The following is a 20535-nucleotide window of genomic DNA, read 5'->3' as shown; positions in this document are numbered from 1 at the left end:
CGCGCTTAGTAGGAGCGCCCGACGATCACCCGCTCGACCGCGGGCGCGCCGGTGAACACGCACACGCCATCCACGGGCGCAGCGTCCATCGGCACGTTGCGCAGCGTCAGCTTCAGCGTCTTCAACTGCTCGATCACCGTGTCCAATGCGGCCCCACTCGGCTTGGCCCATTGCACTTCAAGGAAGCCCGGGTTCTTCACCCCTTCCGCGAAAAACGCCTGCACGCCCGCGAAATCCACCACGTCGCGAACGATGCCCGCGTCGAGCCGCGCCTTCGCCTGCGTGAACAACGCGAGCTGGATTTGGCTAAGCATATCAGCAGCCTGCGCCACGAAGTCAGCCTTGGCGACGATCGCACTGTCGAGCTTGCCGTCTTCACGGTGAAGCCGATCGCGGCGGATCACCGACACGTTGCCGCCTGCCACGTCGCGCCCGCCAACTTCGATCACGATCGGCGCGCCCTTCTTCACCCACCCCCAGCGCTTCGTCGCCGCCTTGACCTGCTTGAGGTCGAGCAGCGCGCGCACCGGCTCGCCGAACGCGCTCAGCGCGCCGATCTCGGCCCGCAGCGCCTTGCAATAGTCGACGATTGCCGCATCCTCGGGCACGTCGCGCAGCATCGGCACGATCACCACCTGCCACGGCGCGATCCGCGGCGGCACGCGCAGGCCATCATCGTCACCGTGCGTCATGATGAGCCCGCCGATCATCCGAGTCGACATGCCCCAGCTCGTCGTCTGCGCGAGTTCGACCTGACCGGCCGCATTCTGGAAGGTGATGTTCTGCGCCTTGGCGAAGTTGGTGCCGAGGAAATGCGAGGTACCGGCCTGAAGCGCCTTGCCGTCCTGCATCATCGCTTCGATGCTGAACGTCGCGACCGCACCGGGGAAGCGCTCGTTCTCCGGCTTCTCGCCCGCGATCACCGGCAGCGCGACGCAGTTCTCCGCGAACTCGCGGTACACTTCGAGCATTTTGAACGTTTCCTCACGCGCCTCGGCCTCGCTGGCGTGCGCGGTGTGGCCCTCCTGCCAGAGGAACTCGGCGGTGCGCAGGAACATGCGGGTGCGCATCTCCCAGCGCACCACGTTCGCCCATTGGTTGATGAGCACAGGCAGATCGCGCCACGACTGCACCCAGCGCGCGAACGCCGTGCCGATCACCGTCTCCGAAGTCGGGCGGACCACCAGCGGCTCCTCCAGCTTGGCGGAAGGGTCGGGCACCAGTCCGCCCTTGCCATCGGAGATCAGCCGGTGGTGCGTGACAACAGCCATTTCCTTGGCGAAACCGTCGACATGCTCGGCCTCCTTCTCGAAGTACGAGAGCGGGATGAACAGCGGGAAATAGCAATTCTCATGCCCGGTCGCCTTGATGCGATCGTCGAGCAGGCGCTGCATCCGCTCCCAGATGCCGTACCCCCACGGCCGGATCACCATGCAGCCGCGCACCCCCGATTCCTCGGCCATATCGGCCTCGGTGATGACGTTTTGATACCAGGCGGCGAAATCGGCTTCGCGCGTGACGGACAGGGCGTGCTTTATCATGGGGCGCGGCGATAGCGGGGAAGCACCGCCGCCGCAATCAGCCCGCGCGTGCGGCGGCGAGCAGACGCTTGGCGCGCAGGTACATTTCAACACGCTGCACCGCAAACAGGCCGAGCGCGAACAGCGCGAGGACGACCGTGATCGTATTCAGGTCGAGGTGCATCGCCCGCCCTTCCATGCGCGCGCCGGCGCGAATCGCGACCAGCACGAACAGGAACGCCATGCCCGCGAGCGACGCCTTCTGGTTGAGCTGATGTGTAGCGGGATCGACGGTGATCCGCATTGTCTTGCCACGTTGCCACCCGAGCACACTGCCGCCCGCCAACGCCACGGCGCACCACAGCCAGCCGATCAGCGTCGGCGGGAACTCGACCAGCAAATACACGCACACCGCCGCGTAGAGCGCAGGGAAAATCCACAACCGTTCGACCTGAAGCGGGCGGACTTGCGACATACGCCGCGCCCGCAGCGCCATCGCAACAAGGAAGATCGCTGCCGGAATGAGATATTGCACGACGTGACCGGGCTGAACCTGCATCGCGACCCCCTTCGTTGCGCTGTGCCGAAAGATCGCTGGCGCTACGATGCGTTGGTGTGCCAGCGGAACGCCGGAAGCTCAATAGAGGCCCGATCTACGGGTGAGCGATGCCTCAAGCGGATTCGAACACGCCCGCAGAAAACGTCAGCCACGTCGAAGCAAGGCGTAAGAGGCTGGCATCCCGCAGCCAGCCTCCATCCGCGCATGCTTCTCTCCGTTCCGGGAAGCGTTACTCTGCCGCCGCCGCCAGCACCGGTTCGCGCCATACCAGCACGGGCTTGCGCGCCGCCTGCGTCTCGTCGAGTCGGCTGCGCGGCGCGAAATGCGGCGCGGTCTTGAGGGTGGCGTCACCCGCCTTGGCACGCTCCGCCACCGAGCGCAGCGCGCCGATGAACTGGTCGATACCCGCCTTGCTCTCGGTCTCGGTCGGCTCGACCAGCATCGCACCGTGCACGACGAGCGGGAAGTACACCGTCATCGGGTGGAAACCCTCATCGATCAGACCCTTGGCCACGTCGAGCGTCGAGAAGCCATCGGCCAATCCGTCGTCGGAGAACAGTGCCTCGTGCATGCACGGACCGGAAGCGGCGAACGGCGCGTGCAGCGTGCCCTCTAGGCTGCGTAGGATGTAATTGGCGTTGAGCACCGCATCCTCCGCCACCTGCCGCAGACCGTCCGCGCCGTGGCTAAGAATGTAGGTCAGCGCACGGGTGAACATGCCCATCTGGCCGTGGAACGCGACCATCCGGCCAAAGCTGTGCGGATGATCGTCGCCCGCACTCTCTTCCTCGATCAGCGCGAACTTGCCGTCGGCCTGACGCGCCACGAACGGCAGCGGCGCGAACGGCGACAGCGCCTCCGACAGCACCACCGGCCCGGAGCCCGGACCACCACCGCCATGCGGGGTCGAGAAGGTCTTGTGCAGGTTGATGTGCATCGCATCGATGCCGAGATCGCCCGGCCGCACCTTGCCGACGATCGCGTTGAAATTGGCGCCGTCACAATAGACGAACCCGCCGACCGCGTGGACCGCGTCGGAGATGGTCTTCATGTCGCGTTCGAACAAACCGCAGGTGTTGGGATTGGTGATCATCACCGCCGCCACGTCCGGTGCGAGCCGCGCGAGCAGCGCGTCGGTGTCGATCCGCCCGGCATCGCTCGCCGGGATGTTCTCCACCGTATAGCCCGCGAATGCCGCCGTCGCCGGGTTGGTGCCGTGCGCGCTTTCCGGCACGAGGATCACCTTGCGTGCGCCCTCGCCCTTGGCGTCGAGCGCGGCCTTGATCGCGAGGATGCCGCAGAGTTCACCGTGCGCGCCCGCCTTGGGGCTCATCGCGACCGAATGCATGCCGGTCAGCGTGATCAGCCATTCAGCGAGTTCGTGGATCACCCCGAACGCGCCCTGCACGGTATCGACCGGCTGCAACGGGTGGACGTCCGCGAAGCCTGGCAGCCGCGCCATCTTCTCGTTGAGACGCGGGTTGTGCTTCATCGTGCACGACCCGAGCGGGAATAGACCGAGGTCGATCGCGTAATTCTGCCGGCTTAGCCGAGTGTAGTGCCGCATCGTTTCCGGCTCGGACAGGCCGGGAAGACCGATCTCACGCGCGCGCTCCAGCCCGCCCAGCCGCAACGTGCCAGTCGGCACTTCGGCAAGATCGACGCCCGTCGTCTCGGTCGAGCCGACCTCGAAGATCAGCGGCTCGTCCAGCATCAGCGCTCGGTTGCCGGTGAAGGTGGCGGGTGCGGTGTCGGCGCTCGTCTCGGGGCGCTCAGGACGCCAGCCGCTTGCATTGATCGTCATGCCAGTTCCTCCGCGAGCGCCTGAGCAAGCGCTTCGACATCGTCTTGGGTGGTGGTTTCGGTCACGGCCACGACGAGGCCGTTCGCCAGATCTCCCTCGCCCGGATAGAGCCGTCCCAGCGACACGCCCGCCAGGATCCCACGATCGGCAAGCGCGCGGACGATCGGCCGCGCTTCCTTGGAAAGCTTCAGTGTGAATTCGTTGAAAAACGCGCCGTTGACCACTTCGACACCCGGCACCTGCGCCAAGCGATCGGCCGCCGCCGAGGCACCGAGATGGTTGATCTCCGCCAGCCGACGCAAACCCGCCTCACCCAGCAACGTCATGTGCGCCGACATCGCCAGCGCGCACAGTACCGAGGATGTGCAGATGTTCGAGGTCGCCTTCTCGCGACGAATATGCTGCTCACGCGTCGAGAGCGTCAGTACGAAGCCGCGCTTGCCCTCGGCATCGACGGTTTCGCCGCACAGCCGGCCAGGCATCTGGCGGACATATTTGTCCTTGCAACCGAACAGCCCGACGTACGGCCCGCCGAACTGGAGACCCACGCCGAGCGACTGGCCTTCGCCCACCACGATATCGGCATCCATCTCGCCCGGCGAACGGATCGCGCCCAACGCAACGGGTTCGGTGACGACGGCGATCAACAGTGCCTTGTTGGCGTGGCAAGCGTCGGCGAGCGCGGTCAGATCGGCGATGCGGCCGAGGATGTCGGGATATTGCACCACCACGCAGGAGGTATCACCGTCGATCTTGGCGATCAGCGCGTCGATGCCGGCATCGTCGTTCAGCGTGGGCGCTGCCGTGTCGAGTGCATCGCCAGTGTATTTCGCCATCGTCTTTGCGACGGAAACGTAATGCGGGTGAAGCCCCGGCGACAGGATCGCTTTGGCACGCTTGGTGATGCGCCGCGCCATGCCGATCGCTTCCCAGCATGCGGTCGAACCGTCGTACATCGACGCATTCGCCACATCGGTGCCGAGCAGCCGGGCTACCTGCGTCTGGAACTCGAACATCACCTGCAACGTACCCTGCGCGATTTCGGGCTGGTACGGCGTGTAGGCGGTGAGAAACTCGCCGCGCTGGATGATGTGATCGACGCTGGCGGGCACATGATGTTTGTACGCACCGCAGCCGAGGAAGAACGGCACCGATCCCGCTGCCACGTTCTTGCCGGCAAGCGCGCTCATGTGGCGTTCGACCGCCATTTCGCTGGCGTGCATCGGCAGACCGGCGATCGGCCCGGAGAGGCGCGCGGCCTCCGGCACGTCGACGAACAGATCGTCGATCGTGGCAGCGCCGACGGTGGCGAGCATCGCCTGGCGGTCGGTATCGGTTAGCGGCAGGTAACGCATCAAGGTCTCCTCCCCTCCCGCACGCAGGCGAGAGAGGCGTGTTCGGGTTACTGCTTGGCGACGAACGCGGCGTAGGCGGCTTCGTCCATCAGGCCGGACAGCTCCGACGGATCGGACAGCGTCAGCTTGAAGAACCACCCCTGCCCTTCGGCATCCTCGTTCACCAGTGCTGGCGAATCGGTGAGCGCGGCGTTGCCTTCGGTTACCGTGCCGGACACCGGCGCGTAGACGTCGGACGCAGCCTTGACGCTCTCCACCACGGCGGCGTCACCGCCTTTGGTCAGCGTCTTGCCCGCCTCGGGAACGTCGACGAATACGATGTCGCCGAGCTGCCCTTGTGCAAACTCGGTGATGCCGACCGTGCCGGTATCGCCTTCGACATCGACCCATTCGTGATCTTGCGTGAAATACCGGCTCATGTGCGGGCCTCCTGTTTAGCGGACGTAGCGGTGGGAAACGAATGGCATCGCGGCGACGGTCGCGCTGTGGACCTTGCCGCGCTGCTGCAACTGGATACGGGTGCCGGGCGCAGCCATCGCGGCGGGTACGAACGCCATCGCGATCGGCGCATTGACCGACGGCGCGAACCCGCCCGAGGTGACGCGGCCGACTTCGCCGCCGTTCGCGTCGAGCACCGCGGCGCCCTCGCGCACCGGCTGGCGACCCTCGACAAGCAGACCGACACGCTTGACGGCGGCACCCGCCTCGCGCTCGGCAAGAATACGGGTCGCTCCGAGGAAGTTCGCCTCCTCGCGGCGGCGTTTGGACAGTGCGAAGCCGAGATCGGCCATCACCGGCGTTATCGTCTCATCGAGATCGTGGCCGTACAGCGGCAAGCCAGCTTCAAGCCGCAGCGAATCGCGCGCGCCCAGGCCGATCGGCTTAACCTCGGGCTCGGCGCACAAAGCGGTGGCGAGCGCCTCGGCATGTTCGCCGTCGATCGAAATCTCGAAACCGTCCTCGCCGGTGTAGCCCGAGCGGCCGATCCACAGCGGCTTGCCGTCCCATTCGAACGGCGCTGCCGACATGAACACCAGATCGCGCACGCCCGGCACCAGCCGTGCCAGCGCGTCGACCGCCTTGGGGCCTTGCAGCGCGAGCAGCGCCTGATCTTCCATGTGGTTGATGAGCACGTCCTCGGGCAATCGATCGAGGAAATACGAGATGTCGTCGTACTTGGTCGCGCCGTTGACGACCATGTAGAGGCCGGTCACATCGAACGGATTGGCCTCCGGCAGGCGCGTCACCATCAGATCGTCGAGGATGCCGCCGTCTTCGGCAAGCAGCAGCGAATACCGCTGACGGCCGGGCTTGAGGTTGGCGATATCGCCCGGCAGCACGGCTTCGAGCGCGCCGTCGAGGTCGGCACCATCCTCGGTGCGGAACAGCAACTGGCCCATGTGGCTGACGTCGAACAAGCCGGCCGACTCGCGCACCCACAGATGCTCGGCCATGATGCCGTCGTACTGGACCGGCATGTAATATCCGGCGAATTCGACCATGCGGCCACCCTGCGCGCGGTGCCACGCATCGAGCGGCAACGTCAGGATTGCAGGTTCTTCACCGGTTTCGTCGATCAGGTCTGCGTCGCTCATGCCGGTCTCCGTGAACAATAGGTCTGACGGCGTAGCACAGCGCGCGCCTTGCGCCATGATCCGCCGCCCCCTCTGTCACGGAACCTGAGAGCTTTCACCACCGGCGAGACCGGACGGTTTACCCCTTCGGTGGGCTGCGCAAAACGAGCGTAGCCGCTTTCCAGAGTGTCGATTCGGCCGGCACGGTCCACTTTGCCTGAGAGATTCCGGGGCGGTTGCTCCTTCGGCGGCGAGTCTCCCCGCACTCTCCCGTGCCTGCCCATGCCGGTTGCCCGGCATCGACGATTTCGGTCTGACGCGGTGCAGCAGACGAGTCAATCGCGAATGGCGCGCAGCCCTCCGCCACTCGCGCAACACACGCAGACCCGGTTTCAACGCGTGGCGTTATACTTCAACTGATCGTCGGTGAGCTGGAAGCCGACAAGCGCCTCGAACGTGGCGCGTGCTACCGCCTGACGGATGTCGGGCCGGGTCAGCGGATCGGTCGCGGCGTCGGCATCGCCTGCCTTGCGCTTCTCGGTCAGCTTGTCACGGACCTCCTTTGACAATGTCGCGGCCGCCTTGGAGACACTGGCATCGCCGGTCGCGGTGGCGCTGGCGCGCGACTGGCCGGCATCGAAGTGGAGCGAGACATGGCCGACGCGCTTGGCGACGACTGCGCTGCCGCCCTGCATGACCGCGATAAAATACGGTAGCGTGACGTCGCGCGCGCCTGCCGCAGATGCGCGACGCGCGCGCACTTCGAAGGTGATGTTGGTCGCGATGTCGTCGCTCTGGTCGTTGCAGGTCGACCGCACGTTGGTGAGCGACGCCTCGACGTCGATCGCACGCGCATCGCGGCTCGTCGGTGGGTTGAACAAAGTCACGTTGCCCGTTGCCGCCGCGACCTCCACCGTCGGGCAGGCCGAGCGGATCGCGGAGATGCCGCCTGTCTCGTCGAACTCACCGACCGAGGAACATCCGGCGAGTCCCGTCGCGAGAATGGTGAGCAGCGCGGGAACGGCGATCTTGCGGCCTGTGGGAAACATACGCACCTTAGTCACGAAGGAAGGGGCCGCAGCTTGTGATCGCCCGGCCCCGATGGCATTGCACCATAGGAACCGGCTTCCGCCCGTGCAAGCAATCGCGTAGAGGGTCATGGCAATGATGATGTCCAGCAAACCGCGGCTCGATCTGCTGATCGCCGCCCCTCGCGGCTTCTGCGCCGGCGTTGACCGCGCCATCCAGATCGTCGAACTCGCGATCGCGAAACATGGCGCCCCGGTCTATGTCCGCCACGAGATCGTCCACAACAAGCACGTCGTCGACGCGCTAAAGGCGAAGGGCGCGGTTTTCGTCGAGGAACTCGACGAGGTGCCGGACGAGGCACCGGTGGTATTTTCTGCGCACGGCGTGCCCAAATCGGTGCCGGCCGAAGCGACGGTACGTGGCCTTTCGTGGCTGGATGCGACCTGCCCTTTGGTGTCGAAAGTCCACCGTCAGGCCGAGCGCCACGTTCAGAACGGTCGCCACATCGTCTTTATCGGCCATGCCGGCCACCCGGAGGTGATCGGTACGCTCGGCCAGGTGCCGCCGGGGGCGATGACGCTGCTGGAGACTTGCGCGGATGTGGCCGCGTTCGCGCCGGTCGACCCGGACAACCTAGCCTTTCTGACGCAGACCACCCTCTCGGTCGACGACACGGCCGAGATCGTCGCGGCTTTGAAAGCCAAGTTCCCCACCATCGAGGGGCCGCGCGGCGAAGACATTTGCTACGCTACCTCCAACCGGCAGGAAGCGGTCAAGGCAATCGCGCAGGATTGCGACGCGATGCTGGTGATCGGCGCGCATAATTCGTCCAATTCGGTGCGGCTGGTGGAGGTGTCACGGCGCGAGGGCACACCGGCGCAACTTATTCCCTGCGCGGCAGAGCTCGATTTCGCGTTTCTGAACGGCGTGAAGACGCTCGGCATCAGCGCGGGCGCGTCGGCGCCCGAGGTGCTGGTGCGCGATCTCGTCGCCAAGCTGGCCGAACGCTTCGACATCGTCGAGCGCGAGGTGGAGACGACGCGTGAGACGATCTCGTTCAAGCTGCCGCGCGGGCTTGAGGCTGTGGCCTAAGTCCGGCGCTGCCGCTTTTGCCCGTTTCCCGCATGTGGAGCGGCGCTTAGGTCTGAACGCTCGCTCATTCCCGGAACCCCGATTGCATGGCCGTTTACACGCACGTGTCAGCCGAGGCGCTGTCCACCTTCCTCGCGCGCTACGATTGCGGCGAACTGATCTCCGCCAAGGGTATCGCAGAGGGGGTGGAGAACACCAATTACCTCGTCGACACGAGGATCGGCCGCTTCATCCTGACGCTTTACGAGAAACGAGTCGCTGCGGATGATCTGCCGTTCTTCATGGCGCTGCTCGAACACCTCGCCGCCAAGGGGCTGAACGTACCGCCAGCGATCAAGGACCGGCGCGGCGTAGCGATACAGGACCTGGAAGGCCGCCCCGCCTGCCTCATCAAGTTCTTGTCGGGCGTGTCAGTCTCTCACCCGACGCCTGCCCAGGCGGAGGCGGCGGGACGCGCGATGGCGGAGATGCACGCTGCTGTCGCCGATTTTGGCGGCGCGCGTGAAAATTCGATGGGGATGCCGAGTTGGCGCCCGCTGTTCGAGCGCTGCGGCCGCAGCCTCGACGAGATCGCGCCCGGCCTGTACGACGATCTCGGTCACGCCTTGGACGTGGTGACTGCTGCTTGGCCCGATGATGGGTTCGATCGCATTCCCATCCACGCTGATCTGTTTCCGGACAACGTGCTGATGCTCGGCGATCACGTTTCTGGCCTGATCGACTTCTACTTCGCCTGCACCGACCTGCGCGTCTATGATCTTGCCATCATGCACAGCGCGTGGAGCTTCGATGCGAGCGGCGCGACCTATCATGCCGCCACGGGCGAGGCGCTGATCCGCGGCTATACGAGCGGTTTCGCGCTGCAACCGCATGAGACGGCAGCGTTCCCGTTGCTCGCCAGCGGCGCGTGCATTCGCTTCGCACTGTCGCGCGCGTGGGACTGGCTCAATACACCTGCCGATGCGCTGGTGACGCGGAAAGACCCGCTCGCCTATCTGCGGCGGCTCTCGCACTACAATCCTGATTTGGTGAAACACCTGACATGAACGAACTCGACAAGGTAGAAATCTTCACCGACGGTGCCTGCAAGGGCAATCCCGGCCCAGGCGGCTGGGGCGTGGTGCTGCGCATGGGCGCTGCCGAAAAGGAGCTGTCCGGTGGCGAGGCGCTGACCACCAACAACCGCATGGAGATGACAGCGGCGATCGAGGGACTGACCGCCCTCTCCCGCCCCTGCCAGGTCACGCTTTCCACCGACAGCCGTTACGTGATGGACGGCCTCACCAAGTGGATCAAGGGCTGGCAAAAGAACGGCTGGAAAACCGCCGACAAGAAGCCGGTCAAGAACGCGGAACTGTGGCAAGCGCTGCTCGCCGCCGCCAAGCCGCACCGTATCGAATGGAAATGGGTTAAGGGCCATGCCGGCCACCCGGAGAACGAGCGCGCCGACCGACTCGCCAGCGATGCGGCGGTGGCAGCCGGGCGGCGCGGCTGAACCTCGCGTTCACGCAACCGCTCGGCGGGTGGTGACGAACGCGCATCACCTCGCTATGGCGCAGACATGAGCCAGATCACCCCCGAGATCGTCGCCCAGCACGGGCTGTCCGAAGACGAATATGCCCGCGTGCTGAAGGCGCTCGGCCGCGAGCCGAACCTGACCGAACTCGGCATCTTTTCGGTGATGTGGTCGGAGCATTGCAGCTACAAATCGAGCCGCATCCACCTCAAGAAGCTCCCCACCACCGGACCACAGGTGATCTGCGGCCCGGGCGAGAATGCCGGCGTGGTCGACATCGGCGACGGGCAGGCGGCGATCTTCAAGATGGAGTCGCACAACCACCCCTCGTACATCGAGCCGTATCAGGGCGCCGCGACCGGCGTGGGCGGCATCCTGCGCGATGTGTTCACGATGGGCGCGCGGCCGATCGCCAACATGAACGCTTTGCGCTTCGGCTCGCCCGATCATCCCAAGATGCGCCACCTGATTGCGGGCGTCGTCCACGGCATCGGCGGCTACGGCAACTGCGTCGGCGTACCGACCGTCGGCGGCGAAGTGAACTTCCACAAGGCGTATGACGGCAACATCCTCGTCAACGCGATGACGGTCGGCATCGCCGATACCGACAAGATCTTCTATTCGGCCGCCTCGGGCATCGGCAATCCGATCGTCTATGTCGGCTCCAAGACCGGCCGCGACGGCATTCATGGTGCGACGATGGCATCGGCCGATTTCGGCGAGGATTCTGATGCCAAGCGACCGACCGTGCAAGTCGGCGATCCCTTCACCGAAAAGCTGCTGATCGAGGCGTGCCTTGAACTGATGGCGAGCGACGCGATTGTCGCCATTCAGGACATGGGCGCGGCCGGCCTCACCTCCTCCTCGGTGGAAATGGCGTCGAAGGGCGGCGTGGGCATCGAACTCGACATGAACGCGGTGCCGCAGCGAGAAACCGGCATGACCCCATACGAGATGATGCTGAGCGAAAGCCAGGAGCGAATGCTCATGGTGCTCAAGCCCGGCCGTGAGGACTTCGCCGAAGCGATCTTCCGCAAGTGGGAGCTGGATTTCGCGGTGATCGGCACCGTGACCGACACCGGCCGCATGGTGCTTACATGGAACGGCGACACGGTGTGCGACATCCCGCTCGCACCGCTTGCCGACGAGGCCCCGCTGTATGACCGCCCCTCGGTCAGCCGGGATGAGTACAAGGCTTGGGCCGGCGTCAAGCCGCTCGACGATCTGCCGACCACCACGGACATCTGCGGCGACCTGCTCAAGCTGATGGGCTCCCCCGACATCGCGTCGCGGCGGTGGATTTGGGAGCAGTACGACACGCAGGTCGGCGGCGATACCGTGCAGCGCCCCGGCGGCGATGCGGCGGTGGTGCGCGTCCATGGCACGCAAAAAGGCATTGCGATCAGCACCGATTGCACCCCGCGCTATTGTTATGCCGACCCCTATGAGGGCGGCAAGCAGGCGATCGCCGAATGCTACCGTAACCTGTCGGCGGTCGGCGCGAAGCCGCTCGCGGTGACCAATTGCCTCAACTTCGCCAACCCGCAGCGTCCCGAAATCATGGCGCAGCTTACCGGTTGCCTTGACGGCATGGGCGATGCCTGCCGTGCGCTAGACTTCCCGATCGTGAGCGGCAACGTTTCGCTCTACAACGAATCGAAGGCGACCGGCGGCGGCTCGGCGATTCTGCCGACCCCGGCGATCGGCGGCATCGGCCTGCTGGCCGACTGGTCCAAGTCCGCGACCGTTGCGTTCAAGAGCACTGGCGATGTGATCGTGCTGATCGGCAGCCGCACCGGCCACCTTGGCCAGTCGCTGTGGCTGCGTGAAATTCACGGGCGCGAGGATGGCGCACCGCCCCCGGTCGATCTCGATGCCGAGCGTGCCGCCGGCGACTTCGTACGGGCGGGCATCCGTGCCGGCGCACTGACGGCGGTGCACGATGTGTCGGATGGCGGCGTTGCGGTCACGATTGCGGAGATGGCGCTGGCCGGCGGTGTCGGCGCCATGCTCAACGCGCCCCTGCCGTGCGGAGTCGCGTGCGCGTTGTTCGGCGAGGATCAGGGGCTGTATGTAGCAACGGTTGCCGACCACCTGCTGATGGAGACGTTGAAGCGGGGTTATGCGGCGGGCGTCGAGATCGAGCGGATCGGCCGCACCATCGCCGACCGCATCATCTTCGAACTACCCGATGATGATCACGTGGTGACGCTCGCCGATCTGCGTGCAGCGCACGAAGGCTTCTTCCCCGCGTTTATGGGAGACGTGATCGCCTGATCCGGTGGCACCTGAAGCTGCCGCGGCAGATGCGGGAGCGGCCTAAGGATCAGCCGTCTGTTCGTGGACTGCTCCGCTTTGATACTCTTCAGGCGCTCACACCGTACGCTGCGCCATTTACGCCCATCGCGGCGGATCGTATCGTTCGCGCCAGGCACCGAGTGAGGTCTGGCATGACGACACCTTATACCCGATCGGGCACGCTGCGGGGCCTTGTACTGGCGACGGCGCTGACCGGCACACTGCTGCTGCTCGCTGGCTTCGCCGGCGCGATCTGGTCGGGCGGAAGCCCGGCAGCGATGCTGACCGGCATCGCTAGCGGCGTGATCGGAGATGCCGCCTGGCAGGGGCCGGTGATGGGGCCGGTGCTTGGCCTGCTGGTGCATTTCAGTGTGATCGCGGTGTTGGTTGATCTGTATGTCGTCGCGTCCATTCGTATGACCGGGCTCAATCGCCACTGGCGTATCAGCGGAGCCGCGTTCGGCACGCTTGCGTGGATGGTACGCAGCACGCTTGCCGCACCACGCGATTGGCCTCCGGCATTTCTCGATCTGACGGCACGTGAAATGGCGGTGCAGATCCCCCTGCATGTCGCGCTACTCGGCCTGCCGGTTGCACTGCTCACGCGTTGGGCGTCACGCTGGAAACGCTGATCGAGCGCGAAATCGTCGCACTTGGCCGAACTTACTGGCGACATGTAGGAGTTAGCCGGCCGACGCAATCCTAGCCGCGTAAGCGCGCCGGGCACGAGGTACCGAACCCTGTCAGGTGGCGCTTGCTGCTAGCGCCCTCTCGCGAAGGCGGGTTGTTGCGGCGGCGTGGATGCCGGGTGCGGCAGCAAGGATGCCAAACGCCTCGGCCCGCGCGGTGTTGAAGGCAAGCAGACCGCCCAGCGCGTCGGTAACGACGGCGCCTGCCTCAGTCGCGATCAGCGCGGCGGCAGCAATGTCCCACTCGTGGCCCCAGCGGGCGGTGGCGACAAGATCGGCTTCGTCCGCTGCAACCATCGCAATCCGGAGCGCAATCGAATTCGGCTTCTCAACGATAACAAGATCGCGGTCCGCCTTAGGCAGTGCGTCGGTCGGCACACGCGCACCGGCGATATCCAGGCGGGCGCTCGCGCGTAACGGTACACCGTTGCGCGTTGCCCCTTCGCCGCGCACAGCACGCCACACTTCGCTACGGGCAGGGGCGTCGAGCACGCCCACCACCGGTATATTGCCGTCAACCAACGCTACCGAGACGGCCCAGCCGACCCGACCGCGCAGATAATCACGGGTGCCATCGATCGGATCGACCACCCATAAGCGCTGGCATGACAATCGCGCGCCACTGTCTGCAGTCTCTTCGGACAACCAGCCCGCTACCGGATCGAGTTCGGAGAGGCGGGCATGGAGCAACGCGTCCACTTCAAGATCAACGTCGCTTACCGGATCGCCGGGTGATTTCTCCCACCGCCCAAAATCCGTCTTCCAGCGCGCCATCGCCAGCGCGCCAGCCTCAGCCGCGATCGCGGCGATGGCGTCGGCAAGCGATTCAACCACTCGCGACCGTCATCCCGTCGATGCGGATCGTCGGCACGTTGGTGGCATATCGGAATTCAAGATCGTTGGCAGGGGTAAGTTCCCGGTACATGTCCTTGAGATTGCCCGCGATCGTCAATTCCGCGACGGGCGTGGTAATCTCGCCATTCTCGATCAGGAAACCGGCGGCGCCACGGCTGTAATCACCCGTTACGCCGTTCACCCCCATGCCGATCAGCTCAGTTACGTAGATGCCGCGCGTGATGCCGCCGAGCAGCGCCTGCACCGACTGATGCCCCGCCGCCATGTGCAGATTGCTGGTCGAGACGCCCGGCGCACCGCCGATACCGCGCGCGGCATGACCGGTCGGCTCCAACCCGAGTTGGCGTGCCGAGGCGCTGTCGAGCAGCCAGGTTTCGAGAATGCCGTCCTGCACGATCGCCATCGGTGATACCGGCAGCCCCTCACCGTCGAACGGCCGCGAGCGGAGCCCGCGCGGGCGGTGCGGATCGTCCGCGATCTCTACGCCCGGCGCGAACACCGCGCTACCGAGCGCGTCGAGCAGGAAACTGGTTCGCCGCGTGATCGCCTGCCCGCTGATCGCGCCCAGGAAATGACCGAGCAGACTCGAACCGACCCGCGGGTCGAACAGGACCGGCATCGCGCCGCTCTCGATCCTACCCGGATTGGCACGCGCGACCGCGCGCTCACCGGCGCGGACGCCGATCGCTTCGGCGCTTTCGAGATCGCGGCGCCGGCGCGTCGAGTGATACGCGTAGTCGCGCACCATTTCCCCGCCCGCTCCCGCCAGCACGCTTGCCGACAGGCCGTAGCTGGTCGTGGCATAGGACGCCGCGAAACCGTGGCTGGTGGCGAGCGCCCAGATGGAGCGCGACGCACTGGCCGAGCCGCCTTCGCTATTGGTGACGCCCGCAACGGCGCGCGCGGCATCTTCCGCCACGAGTGCGGCTTCGCGGAGCGACTCCGGCGACGCCTCGCCGCCATCGTCGAGATCGAGCTGCGGCGGCGCGCCGTGCATCAGACGCTCCTCCGGAGCGAGGCCGGCCCAAGCGTCCTCAGGCGCCTCACGTGCCATCGCGACGGCACGCTCGACCAGCGCGGCGATCGAAGCATCGGTAAAATTGGACGTGGAGACGCTGGCCGAGCGCTTGCCAGCAAAAACCCGAAGGCCGAGTTCCGCGCTTTCGCTGCGGCCAACGTCCTCAAGGGCGCCGAGCCGAACCGATACGTCAAGCGCGGTGTCGGAAGCGAACACGGCGTCGGCGGCGTCGGCGCCGGCGGCTTTCGCACGGTCTACGATGGCGGCGGCGCGGTCTCGCGCCTGATCGGTGGTCAACATGGGGCCGATTTAGGTGCGGTGGTGCCGAAGGTCAAAGCGTCGCGACGGTTCCGACGACAAAACACGCGCAGAACACCAGCAATCCCGCGAACCGGTTGGAGCGGAACCGGGCGAGCGCGCCCGCCCCGTCGTCGGGCGAGAGCGTGCCGACCTGCCAGGCAAAGTGCATGGCCACAGGCAAAAGGGTCGCAATCGCAAGTGGATCGGGGCGGATTAGCCATAGCGCCGCCGCCCACAGCAGCAGCGCCGCAGCGTAGAACAGGCCGACGCCAAGCCGCACCCGCTTGCCCATGCGGAGCGCCGACGAGCGCACGCCGATCAACGCATCATCCTCGCGATCCTGCAACGCGTAGATCGTGTCGTAGCCTATCACCCATGCGATAGAGCCCGCATAAAGCAGCAATCCAGGCGCCGTGAGGCGGCCGGCGATCTCGCTCCAACCAACCAGGCAGGCCCAGGAGAACACCATGCCGAGCCACGCCTGCGGCCACCAGGTAATGCGTTTCATGAACGGATATCCGGCCACCAGCGCAAGGCTAAGCAAGGCTACGATCTTCGCGTAGAGGCCAAGTCGCAGCCAAACCATCAGCCCGATCAGGCAAAGTGCGACCAGCCACAGCCACGCCCCGCGCACTGTGACCGCGCCGCTCGCCAGCGGGCGGCTGCGGGTGCGCGCGACCTGCCGATCGAGATCGCGATCGACGATGTCGTTATAGACACACCCGGCGCCACGCATGACGATGCTGCCGAGCAGCAGCCACAGGATCAGGTCCCAGCGCCGCACCGCACCACCGGCGAGCGCGACGCCCCAGGCACCTGGCCAGAACAACAGCCACCAGCCGATCGGACGGTCGAAGCGGGCGAGCAGCGCGAACGGACGGGCGGCGGCGGGGAGGATGCCGACAAAGCCGCGATGTTCGGTGTCGGGGGTGAGTTGCGCCTCAGTCATGCCCTTTTCCATTGGCCCTCCCCCGGTGCGAAGAGGCTACGGATAACGGCACACAGCGCCAATTTGTCTCCTCCCCATGACCGGGTCCCGGCCTTCGCCGGAAAACGACGCAGGTCGGACGCGCTCACGCCGCCTCGCTGAACTGGAGGCTGGCGAGCCGCGCATAGAGGCCACCGGTGGCGATCAGTTCGGCGTGGCTGCCGCTCTCGACGATGCGGCCTTCGTTCATTACAATTATGCGCTGCGCCGCGCGGACCGTGGCGAGGCGGTGCGCGATCACCAATGTGGTGCGGTTCGCCATCAGCCGTTCGAGCGCCTGCTGCACGAGCTGCTCGCTCTCCGCATCCAGCGCGCTGGTCGCCTCGTCGAGCAGCAGGATCGGCGCATCGCGGAGCAGCGCGCGCGCGATTGCGACGCGCTGGCGCTGACCGCCGGACAGCCGCGCGCCGCCCTCGCCAAGGAAGGTGTCCAGCCCGTCCGGCAGCTTGCGGAGGAACTCGGCAGCGTTGGCGGCTTCGCACGCCGCCCACACCTGATCGTCGCTCGCGTCCCAGCGGCCGTAGCGCAAATTATCGCGCGCCGACGCGCCGAAGATCACCGTATCCTGCGGCACCATCGCGATGCGGCGGCGGATTTCCTCGGGGTCGGCGTCCGGCAATGCCACGCCGTCGATGCGCACTTCGCCCGCGTCGGGATCGTAGAAGCGCTGGAGCAACTGGAACAGGGTCGACTTGCCCGCGCCGGACGGCCCGACGATCGCCACCGTCTCGCCCGGCGCAACGCTCAGCGTGAAGTCGTGCAGCGCCGCCACGTCGCGCCGGGTGGGGTAACGGAACTCGACATGCGAAAACTCGACCGTACCGCGCGCCGGCTCGGGCAATGCGGCCGGCGCGGGCGGCGCGGCGATGGTCGGCCGTTCGGCGAGCAGTTCGGATAAGCGCCCGGCTGCGCCCGATGCGCGCAACAGGTCGCCATAGACTTCGGTGAGCGACCCGAACGAGCCGGTGACGATCCCCGCGGTCAGCACGAACGCGGCGAGCGACCCGCTCGACAAGCGGCCCGACGCGACGTCGTTGACGGTATCCCACATCAGCAGCGTCACCGCGCCGAACAGCAGCCCCATTACCAGCGCGGTCATGATCGCGCGCAGGCGGAAGCGGCGCTCGGCGGAAGCGAAGCTCTCGTCCACCGTCTGACGGAAACGGTCGCCCTCGCGCGCCTGCTGGCCGAACGCCTGGACAATCTTCATCGCGCCCAGCGTCTCGACCGCGACCGCGCCGATTTCCGCCACCCGATCCTGGCTCGATCGCGAATATTGCCGCACCCGCCGCCCGAGCAGAAAAATCGGCGTGATGATGATCGGAATACCAATGATGAGCGACAGCGCGAGTTTGGGCGCGAGCGCGAACAGATAGAGGATACCCCCCACCCCTATCACCAGACTGCGCAGCGCGACCGAGATCGTGCTGCCCACCGCATTCTCGATCTGCGCGGTGTCCGAGGTCAGCCGCGAGGCGATTTCGGACGGGCGGTTTTCCTCAAACCATGCCGGCGACAGTGTGAGCAGGTTGCGGTGCACCGCCACGCGAATGTCGGCGACGGTGCGCTCGCCCAGCCACGACACGCAGTAGAACCGCGTCGCAGTCGCCAGCGCGAGCACCAGCACGACGATGATGAGGTGGTGGAAATACGGCGCGACCGCCGTGGTCGAGGCGTGCTGTGCGAAACCATTGTCAACGATCTGCTTGAACGTCGCCGGGAAGAACAGCGTCGCCCCCGCCGCCACCACCAAGGCGATCAGCGCGAGCGCAATTTGTAAGGGGTAGCGCGTGGCATGGTGCCAGACCATGCCGAGGTTGCGCAATTTGCGGGAACCGCGCGGCTCCACCGGATCCATGTCTGCCATCGCGGCCGATTAGCAGGGGACCCGCGCGCACGCCACCGCAGATGGATCGATTGGCTCGATCAGCGCGATCAAAAATGAGTTTGCACCCTCCGCGTCCTCACGGATGTTATTGCAGTGCGGAATCATATAAGGGGCTCGCATGCTGTATAACGCCTATGAACTGCAACGCTCGTTTCTGGCCGGCGCAAGCGCAATGGCCGACTTCAGTGCGGAACTGCTCCAGAACCCGGCCAACCCGTTCGCCTATTTCGGTGGCGGGCCGGTGATCGCCTCCGCGCTCGAGGTGTTCGCGCATGCCGCCGCCCCGCGCGGCAAGCCGCATTTCGGGCTGACCCACACGGTAATCGACGGCAAGCCCGTCGCCGTCACCGAAGAAATCGTGCTGCGCATGCCGTTCGGCCAGCTCAAGCGGTTCCGCCGCGAGGGAATCGAGGGCGGGCCGAAGCTGCTGATCGTCGCGCCGATGTCCGGCCATTTCGCCACGCTGCTGCGCGGCACGGTGGAGCGGATGCTGCCGAGCGCGGACGTCTACATCACCGACTGGCGTGACGCCAAGCTCGCGCCGATGTCCGACGGTGCGTTCGGGTTCGAGGATTACGTCGACTACGTGATCGCGTTCCTGGAGGCTACGGGTCCGGGCACCAACGTGCTGGCGGTGTGCCAGCCATCGGTGCCGGTCTATGCCGCCGCCTGCGTGATGAGCGCGGACAACAATCCGTGCCGTCCGAAGACCATTGCGCTGATGGGCGGCCCGATCGACACGCGCGAGGCGCCGACCGCGGTCAACACGCTCGCCACCGAACGCCCGCATAGCTGGTTCGAGCAGAACGTCATCGTCAAGGTGCCGATCACCTATCCCGGCGCCGGGCGGAAGGTCTATCCGGGTTTCCTGCAACTTGCCGGTTTCATGTCGATGAACCTCGGCAACCACCTCATGTCGCATTGGGAGATGTTCAAGCATCTCGTGCAGGGCGACGACGAGAGTGCGGATACCACCAAGGCGTTCTACGAGGAATATCGCTCGGTCTGCGACATGACGGCGGAGTTCTACCTCGAGACGATCGACCTCGTCTTCCAGAAGCACGCGCTGCCCAAAGGCGAGATGCTGCACCGGGGCCGCAAGGTCGATCCGGCGGCGATCACCGATATCGGCATCCTCGCGATCGAAGGCGTGCGCGACGATATCTCCGGGCTTGGCCAGACCAAGGCGGCGCTCGACATCGCGACCGCATTGTCGGACGACAAGAAGCGCTACTTCCGGGTGGATGCCGGACATTACGGCATCTTCAACGGCAGCAAGTGGCGCAACCAGGTTGCACCGGTGCTGGAGCAGTGGATGGCGGCGAACGCCTGATCTTGGGTGGCCGTTTGGCGGGACGAGAAAAAGGCCGGATCGTCGCGGGACGATCCGGCCTTTTTCTATTCTGCCGTTCCGGCGCAGGCCGGGGCTTTAGCTACGAACGATACGTAAGCTGGCGTTGCGCGCCGTAACTGCGGCCTCCCAACTGGAACCCCGGCCTACACCGGGGAACCACTCGGAAATCCGCTCAGGCGGCGGTCGTTTCGACGAAGGCGTGGCTGCCGTCCTCGTCGCTCTTGATCTTGCCGCCGAACAGCATCTTGAGCCGGCCGGAGATCGACATGTCGGTCTCCCACAGTTCGGCGCTGGCGATATCGAGGCGCAGCAGCGTCAGGTTGGGGTCTTCCTTGCCGCCCGGAAACCAGGCCGAGACCTGCTCATTCCACAGCTTGTCGATCATCGCGCGATCATTATCGACGCGGACGTCGCCGGCGAGGCAGGCGAAGAAATCATGCCCCTTCGAAACGAACTGCGCCATCGCCTTGCCACCGGCGGCGAGGCGGTTGTCCTTGCCTGCGAAGAAGAACAGGGTGTCGACCTGATCCTTGTCGAGCTGCGCGGTCATCGGCTCGCTATGCCCGCCATCGACCAACCCAACCATCAGGTACGGGCTGGCCGCCATCTTGTCCCACATGTCCTGCTTGATTTCGTGCGTGTCGGCCATTGTCATTCTCCTCGGATTTCGGCTGACCAACGACACAAAGCCCGCTT

At 65.7% G+C, this 20535-nt stretch carries 18 protein-coding genes and 1 riboswitch; of the genes, 6 read left to right on the top strand and 12 right to left on the bottom strand.

Annotated elements, in window-relative coordinates:
- Positions 1-5: 5 nt before the first annotated feature.
- The 7 genes from L8F97_RS11935 to L8F97_RS11905 all read right to left on the bottom strand — a co-directional run bounded on the left by L8F97_RS11935 (position 6) and on the right by L8F97_RS11905 (position 7861).
- A complete protein-coding gene (locus L8F97_RS11935; protein WP_242150003.1) occupies positions 6-1541 on the bottom strand; it encodes an aminoacyl--tRNA ligase-related protein in 1536 nt (511 codons plus the stop codon).
- A 37-nt stretch (positions 1542-1578) separates the two neighbouring features.
- Positions 1579-2079, bottom strand: a complete 501-nt coding sequence (locus L8F97_RS11930; protein WP_242150000.1) for a CcdC protein domain-containing protein — start codon at positions 2077-2079, stop codon at positions 1579-1581.
- Between the two features lie 229 nt (positions 2080-2308).
- Complete coding sequence (gene gcvPB, locus L8F97_RS11925) at positions 2309-3883, bottom strand: aminomethyl-transferring glycine dehydrogenase subunit GcvPB (protein ID WP_242149997.1); 1575 nt, start codon at positions 3881-3883, stop codon at positions 2309-2311.
- Positions 3880-5238, bottom strand: a complete 1359-nt coding sequence (gene gcvPA / locus L8F97_RS11920) for an aminomethyl-transferring glycine dehydrogenase subunit GcvPA (protein WP_242149994.1) — start codon at positions 5236-5238, stop codon at positions 3880-3882. The genes gcvPB and gcvPA overlap by 4 nt, the downstream gene beginning before the upstream one ends.
- A gap of 47 nt (positions 5239-5285) precedes the next feature.
- Positions 5286-5657, bottom strand: coding sequence for a glycine cleavage system protein GcvH (gene gcvH, locus L8F97_RS11915; RefSeq protein WP_242149992.1), 372 nt, complete (start codon positions 5655-5657; stop codon positions 5286-5288).
- Between the two features lie 15 nt (positions 5658-5672).
- A complete protein-coding gene (gcvT, locus tag L8F97_RS11910; RefSeq protein WP_242149988.1) occupies positions 5673-6833 on the bottom strand; it encodes a glycine cleavage system aminomethyltransferase GcvT in 1161 nt (386 codons plus the stop codon).
- 173 nt (positions 6834-7006) lie between these two features.
- Positions 7007-7095: riboswitch (glycine riboswitch) on the bottom strand.
- A gap of 109 nt (positions 7096-7204) precedes the next feature.
- Positions 7205-7861 (bottom strand): hypothetical protein, encoded by a 657-nt coding sequence (locus L8F97_RS11905; protein WP_242149985.1) that lies wholly within the window; start codon positions 7859-7861, stop codon positions 7205-7207.
- Between the two features lie 115 nt (positions 7862-7976).
- Here L8F97_RS11905 and ispH point away from each other — a divergent pair, with 115 nt between their 5' ends.
- The 5 genes from ispH to L8F97_RS11880 all read left to right on the top strand — a co-directional run bounded on the left by ispH (position 7977) and on the right by L8F97_RS11880 (position 13379).
- Positions 7977-8933 carry a 4-hydroxy-3-methylbut-2-enyl diphosphate reductase gene (gene ispH, locus L8F97_RS11900; RefSeq protein WP_409929039.1) on the top strand — a complete coding sequence of 319 codons (957 nt, stop codon included), beginning with the start codon at positions 7977-7979 and terminating at the stop codon, positions 8931-8933.
- Between the two features lie 86 nt (positions 8934-9019).
- Entirely contained in the window at positions 9020-9979 is a 960-nt protein-coding gene (gene thrB / locus L8F97_RS11895) for a homoserine kinase (RefSeq protein WP_242149979.1), read from the top strand.
- Positions 9976-10428: a ribonuclease HI gene (rnhA, locus tag L8F97_RS11890; protein WP_242149975.1), complete on the top strand. Its 453-nt coding sequence runs from the start codon at positions 9976-9978 to the stop codon at positions 10426-10428. Before thrB ends, rnhA begins: the two co-directional genes overlap by 4 nt.
- A 66-nt stretch (positions 10429-10494) precedes the next feature.
- Complete coding sequence (gene purL, locus L8F97_RS11885) at positions 10495-12726, top strand: phosphoribosylformylglycinamidine synthase subunit PurL (protein ID WP_242149972.1); 2232 nt, start codon at positions 10495-10497, stop codon at positions 12724-12726.
- 173 nt (positions 12727-12899) lie between these two features.
- Positions 12900-13379, top strand: coding sequence for a hypothetical protein (locus tag L8F97_RS11880; RefSeq protein ID WP_242149969.1), 480 nt, complete (start codon positions 12900-12902; stop codon positions 13377-13379).
- 111 nt (positions 13380-13490) lie between these two features.
- Here the strand turns inward: L8F97_RS11880 and L8F97_RS11875 are convergent, their stop codons facing one another.
- From L8F97_RS11875 to L8F97_RS11860, 4 genes are all read right to left on the bottom strand, one after another.
- A complete protein-coding gene (locus L8F97_RS11875) occupies positions 13491-14270 on the bottom strand; it encodes an inositol monophosphatase family protein (RefSeq protein WP_313931965.1) in 780 nt (259 codons plus the stop codon).
- Positions 14263-15609 (bottom strand): TldD/PmbA family protein, encoded by a 1347-nt coding sequence (locus tag L8F97_RS11870; protein ID WP_242149966.1) that lies wholly within the window; start codon positions 15607-15609, stop codon positions 14263-14265. The genes L8F97_RS11875 and L8F97_RS11870 overlap by 8 nt, the downstream gene beginning before the upstream one ends.
- 31 nt (positions 15610-15640) lie before the next feature.
- A complete protein-coding gene (gene ubiA / locus L8F97_RS11865; RefSeq protein WP_242149962.1) occupies positions 15641-16558 on the bottom strand; it encodes a 4-hydroxybenzoate octaprenyltransferase in 918 nt (305 codons plus the stop codon).
- Positions 16559-16682: 124 nt separating this feature from the next.
- Positions 16683-18464, bottom strand: coding sequence for an ABC transporter transmembrane domain-containing protein (locus tag L8F97_RS11860; RefSeq protein ID WP_242149959.1), 1782 nt, complete (start codon positions 18462-18464; stop codon positions 16683-16685).
- Positions 18465-18603: 139 nt separating this feature from the next.
- Here L8F97_RS11860 and L8F97_RS11855 point away from each other — a divergent pair, with 139 nt between their 5' ends.
- Positions 18604-19818 (top strand): polyhydroxyalkanoate depolymerase, encoded by a 1215-nt coding sequence (locus L8F97_RS11855; protein WP_242149957.1) that lies wholly within the window; start codon positions 18604-18606, stop codon positions 19816-19818.
- Between the two features lie 193 nt (positions 19819-20011).
- Here L8F97_RS11855 and L8F97_RS11850 read toward each other — a convergent pair whose 3' ends face one another.
- On the bottom strand, positions 20012-20488 hold the full coding sequence (locus tag L8F97_RS11850; RefSeq protein WP_242149954.1) for a pyridoxamine 5'-phosphate oxidase family protein: 477 nt from the start codon (positions 20486-20488) through the stop codon (positions 20012-20014).
- Between the last annotated feature and the right edge of the window lie 47 nt (positions 20489-20535).

Source organism: Sphingomonas sp. BAUL-RG-20F-R05-02 (genome assembly GCF_022662305.1).
Taxonomy (GTDB): Bacteria; Pseudomonadota; Alphaproteobacteria; order Sphingomonadales; family Sphingomonadaceae; genus Sphingomonas.
This window is presented reverse-complemented; position numbering and strand designations above follow the sequence as displayed.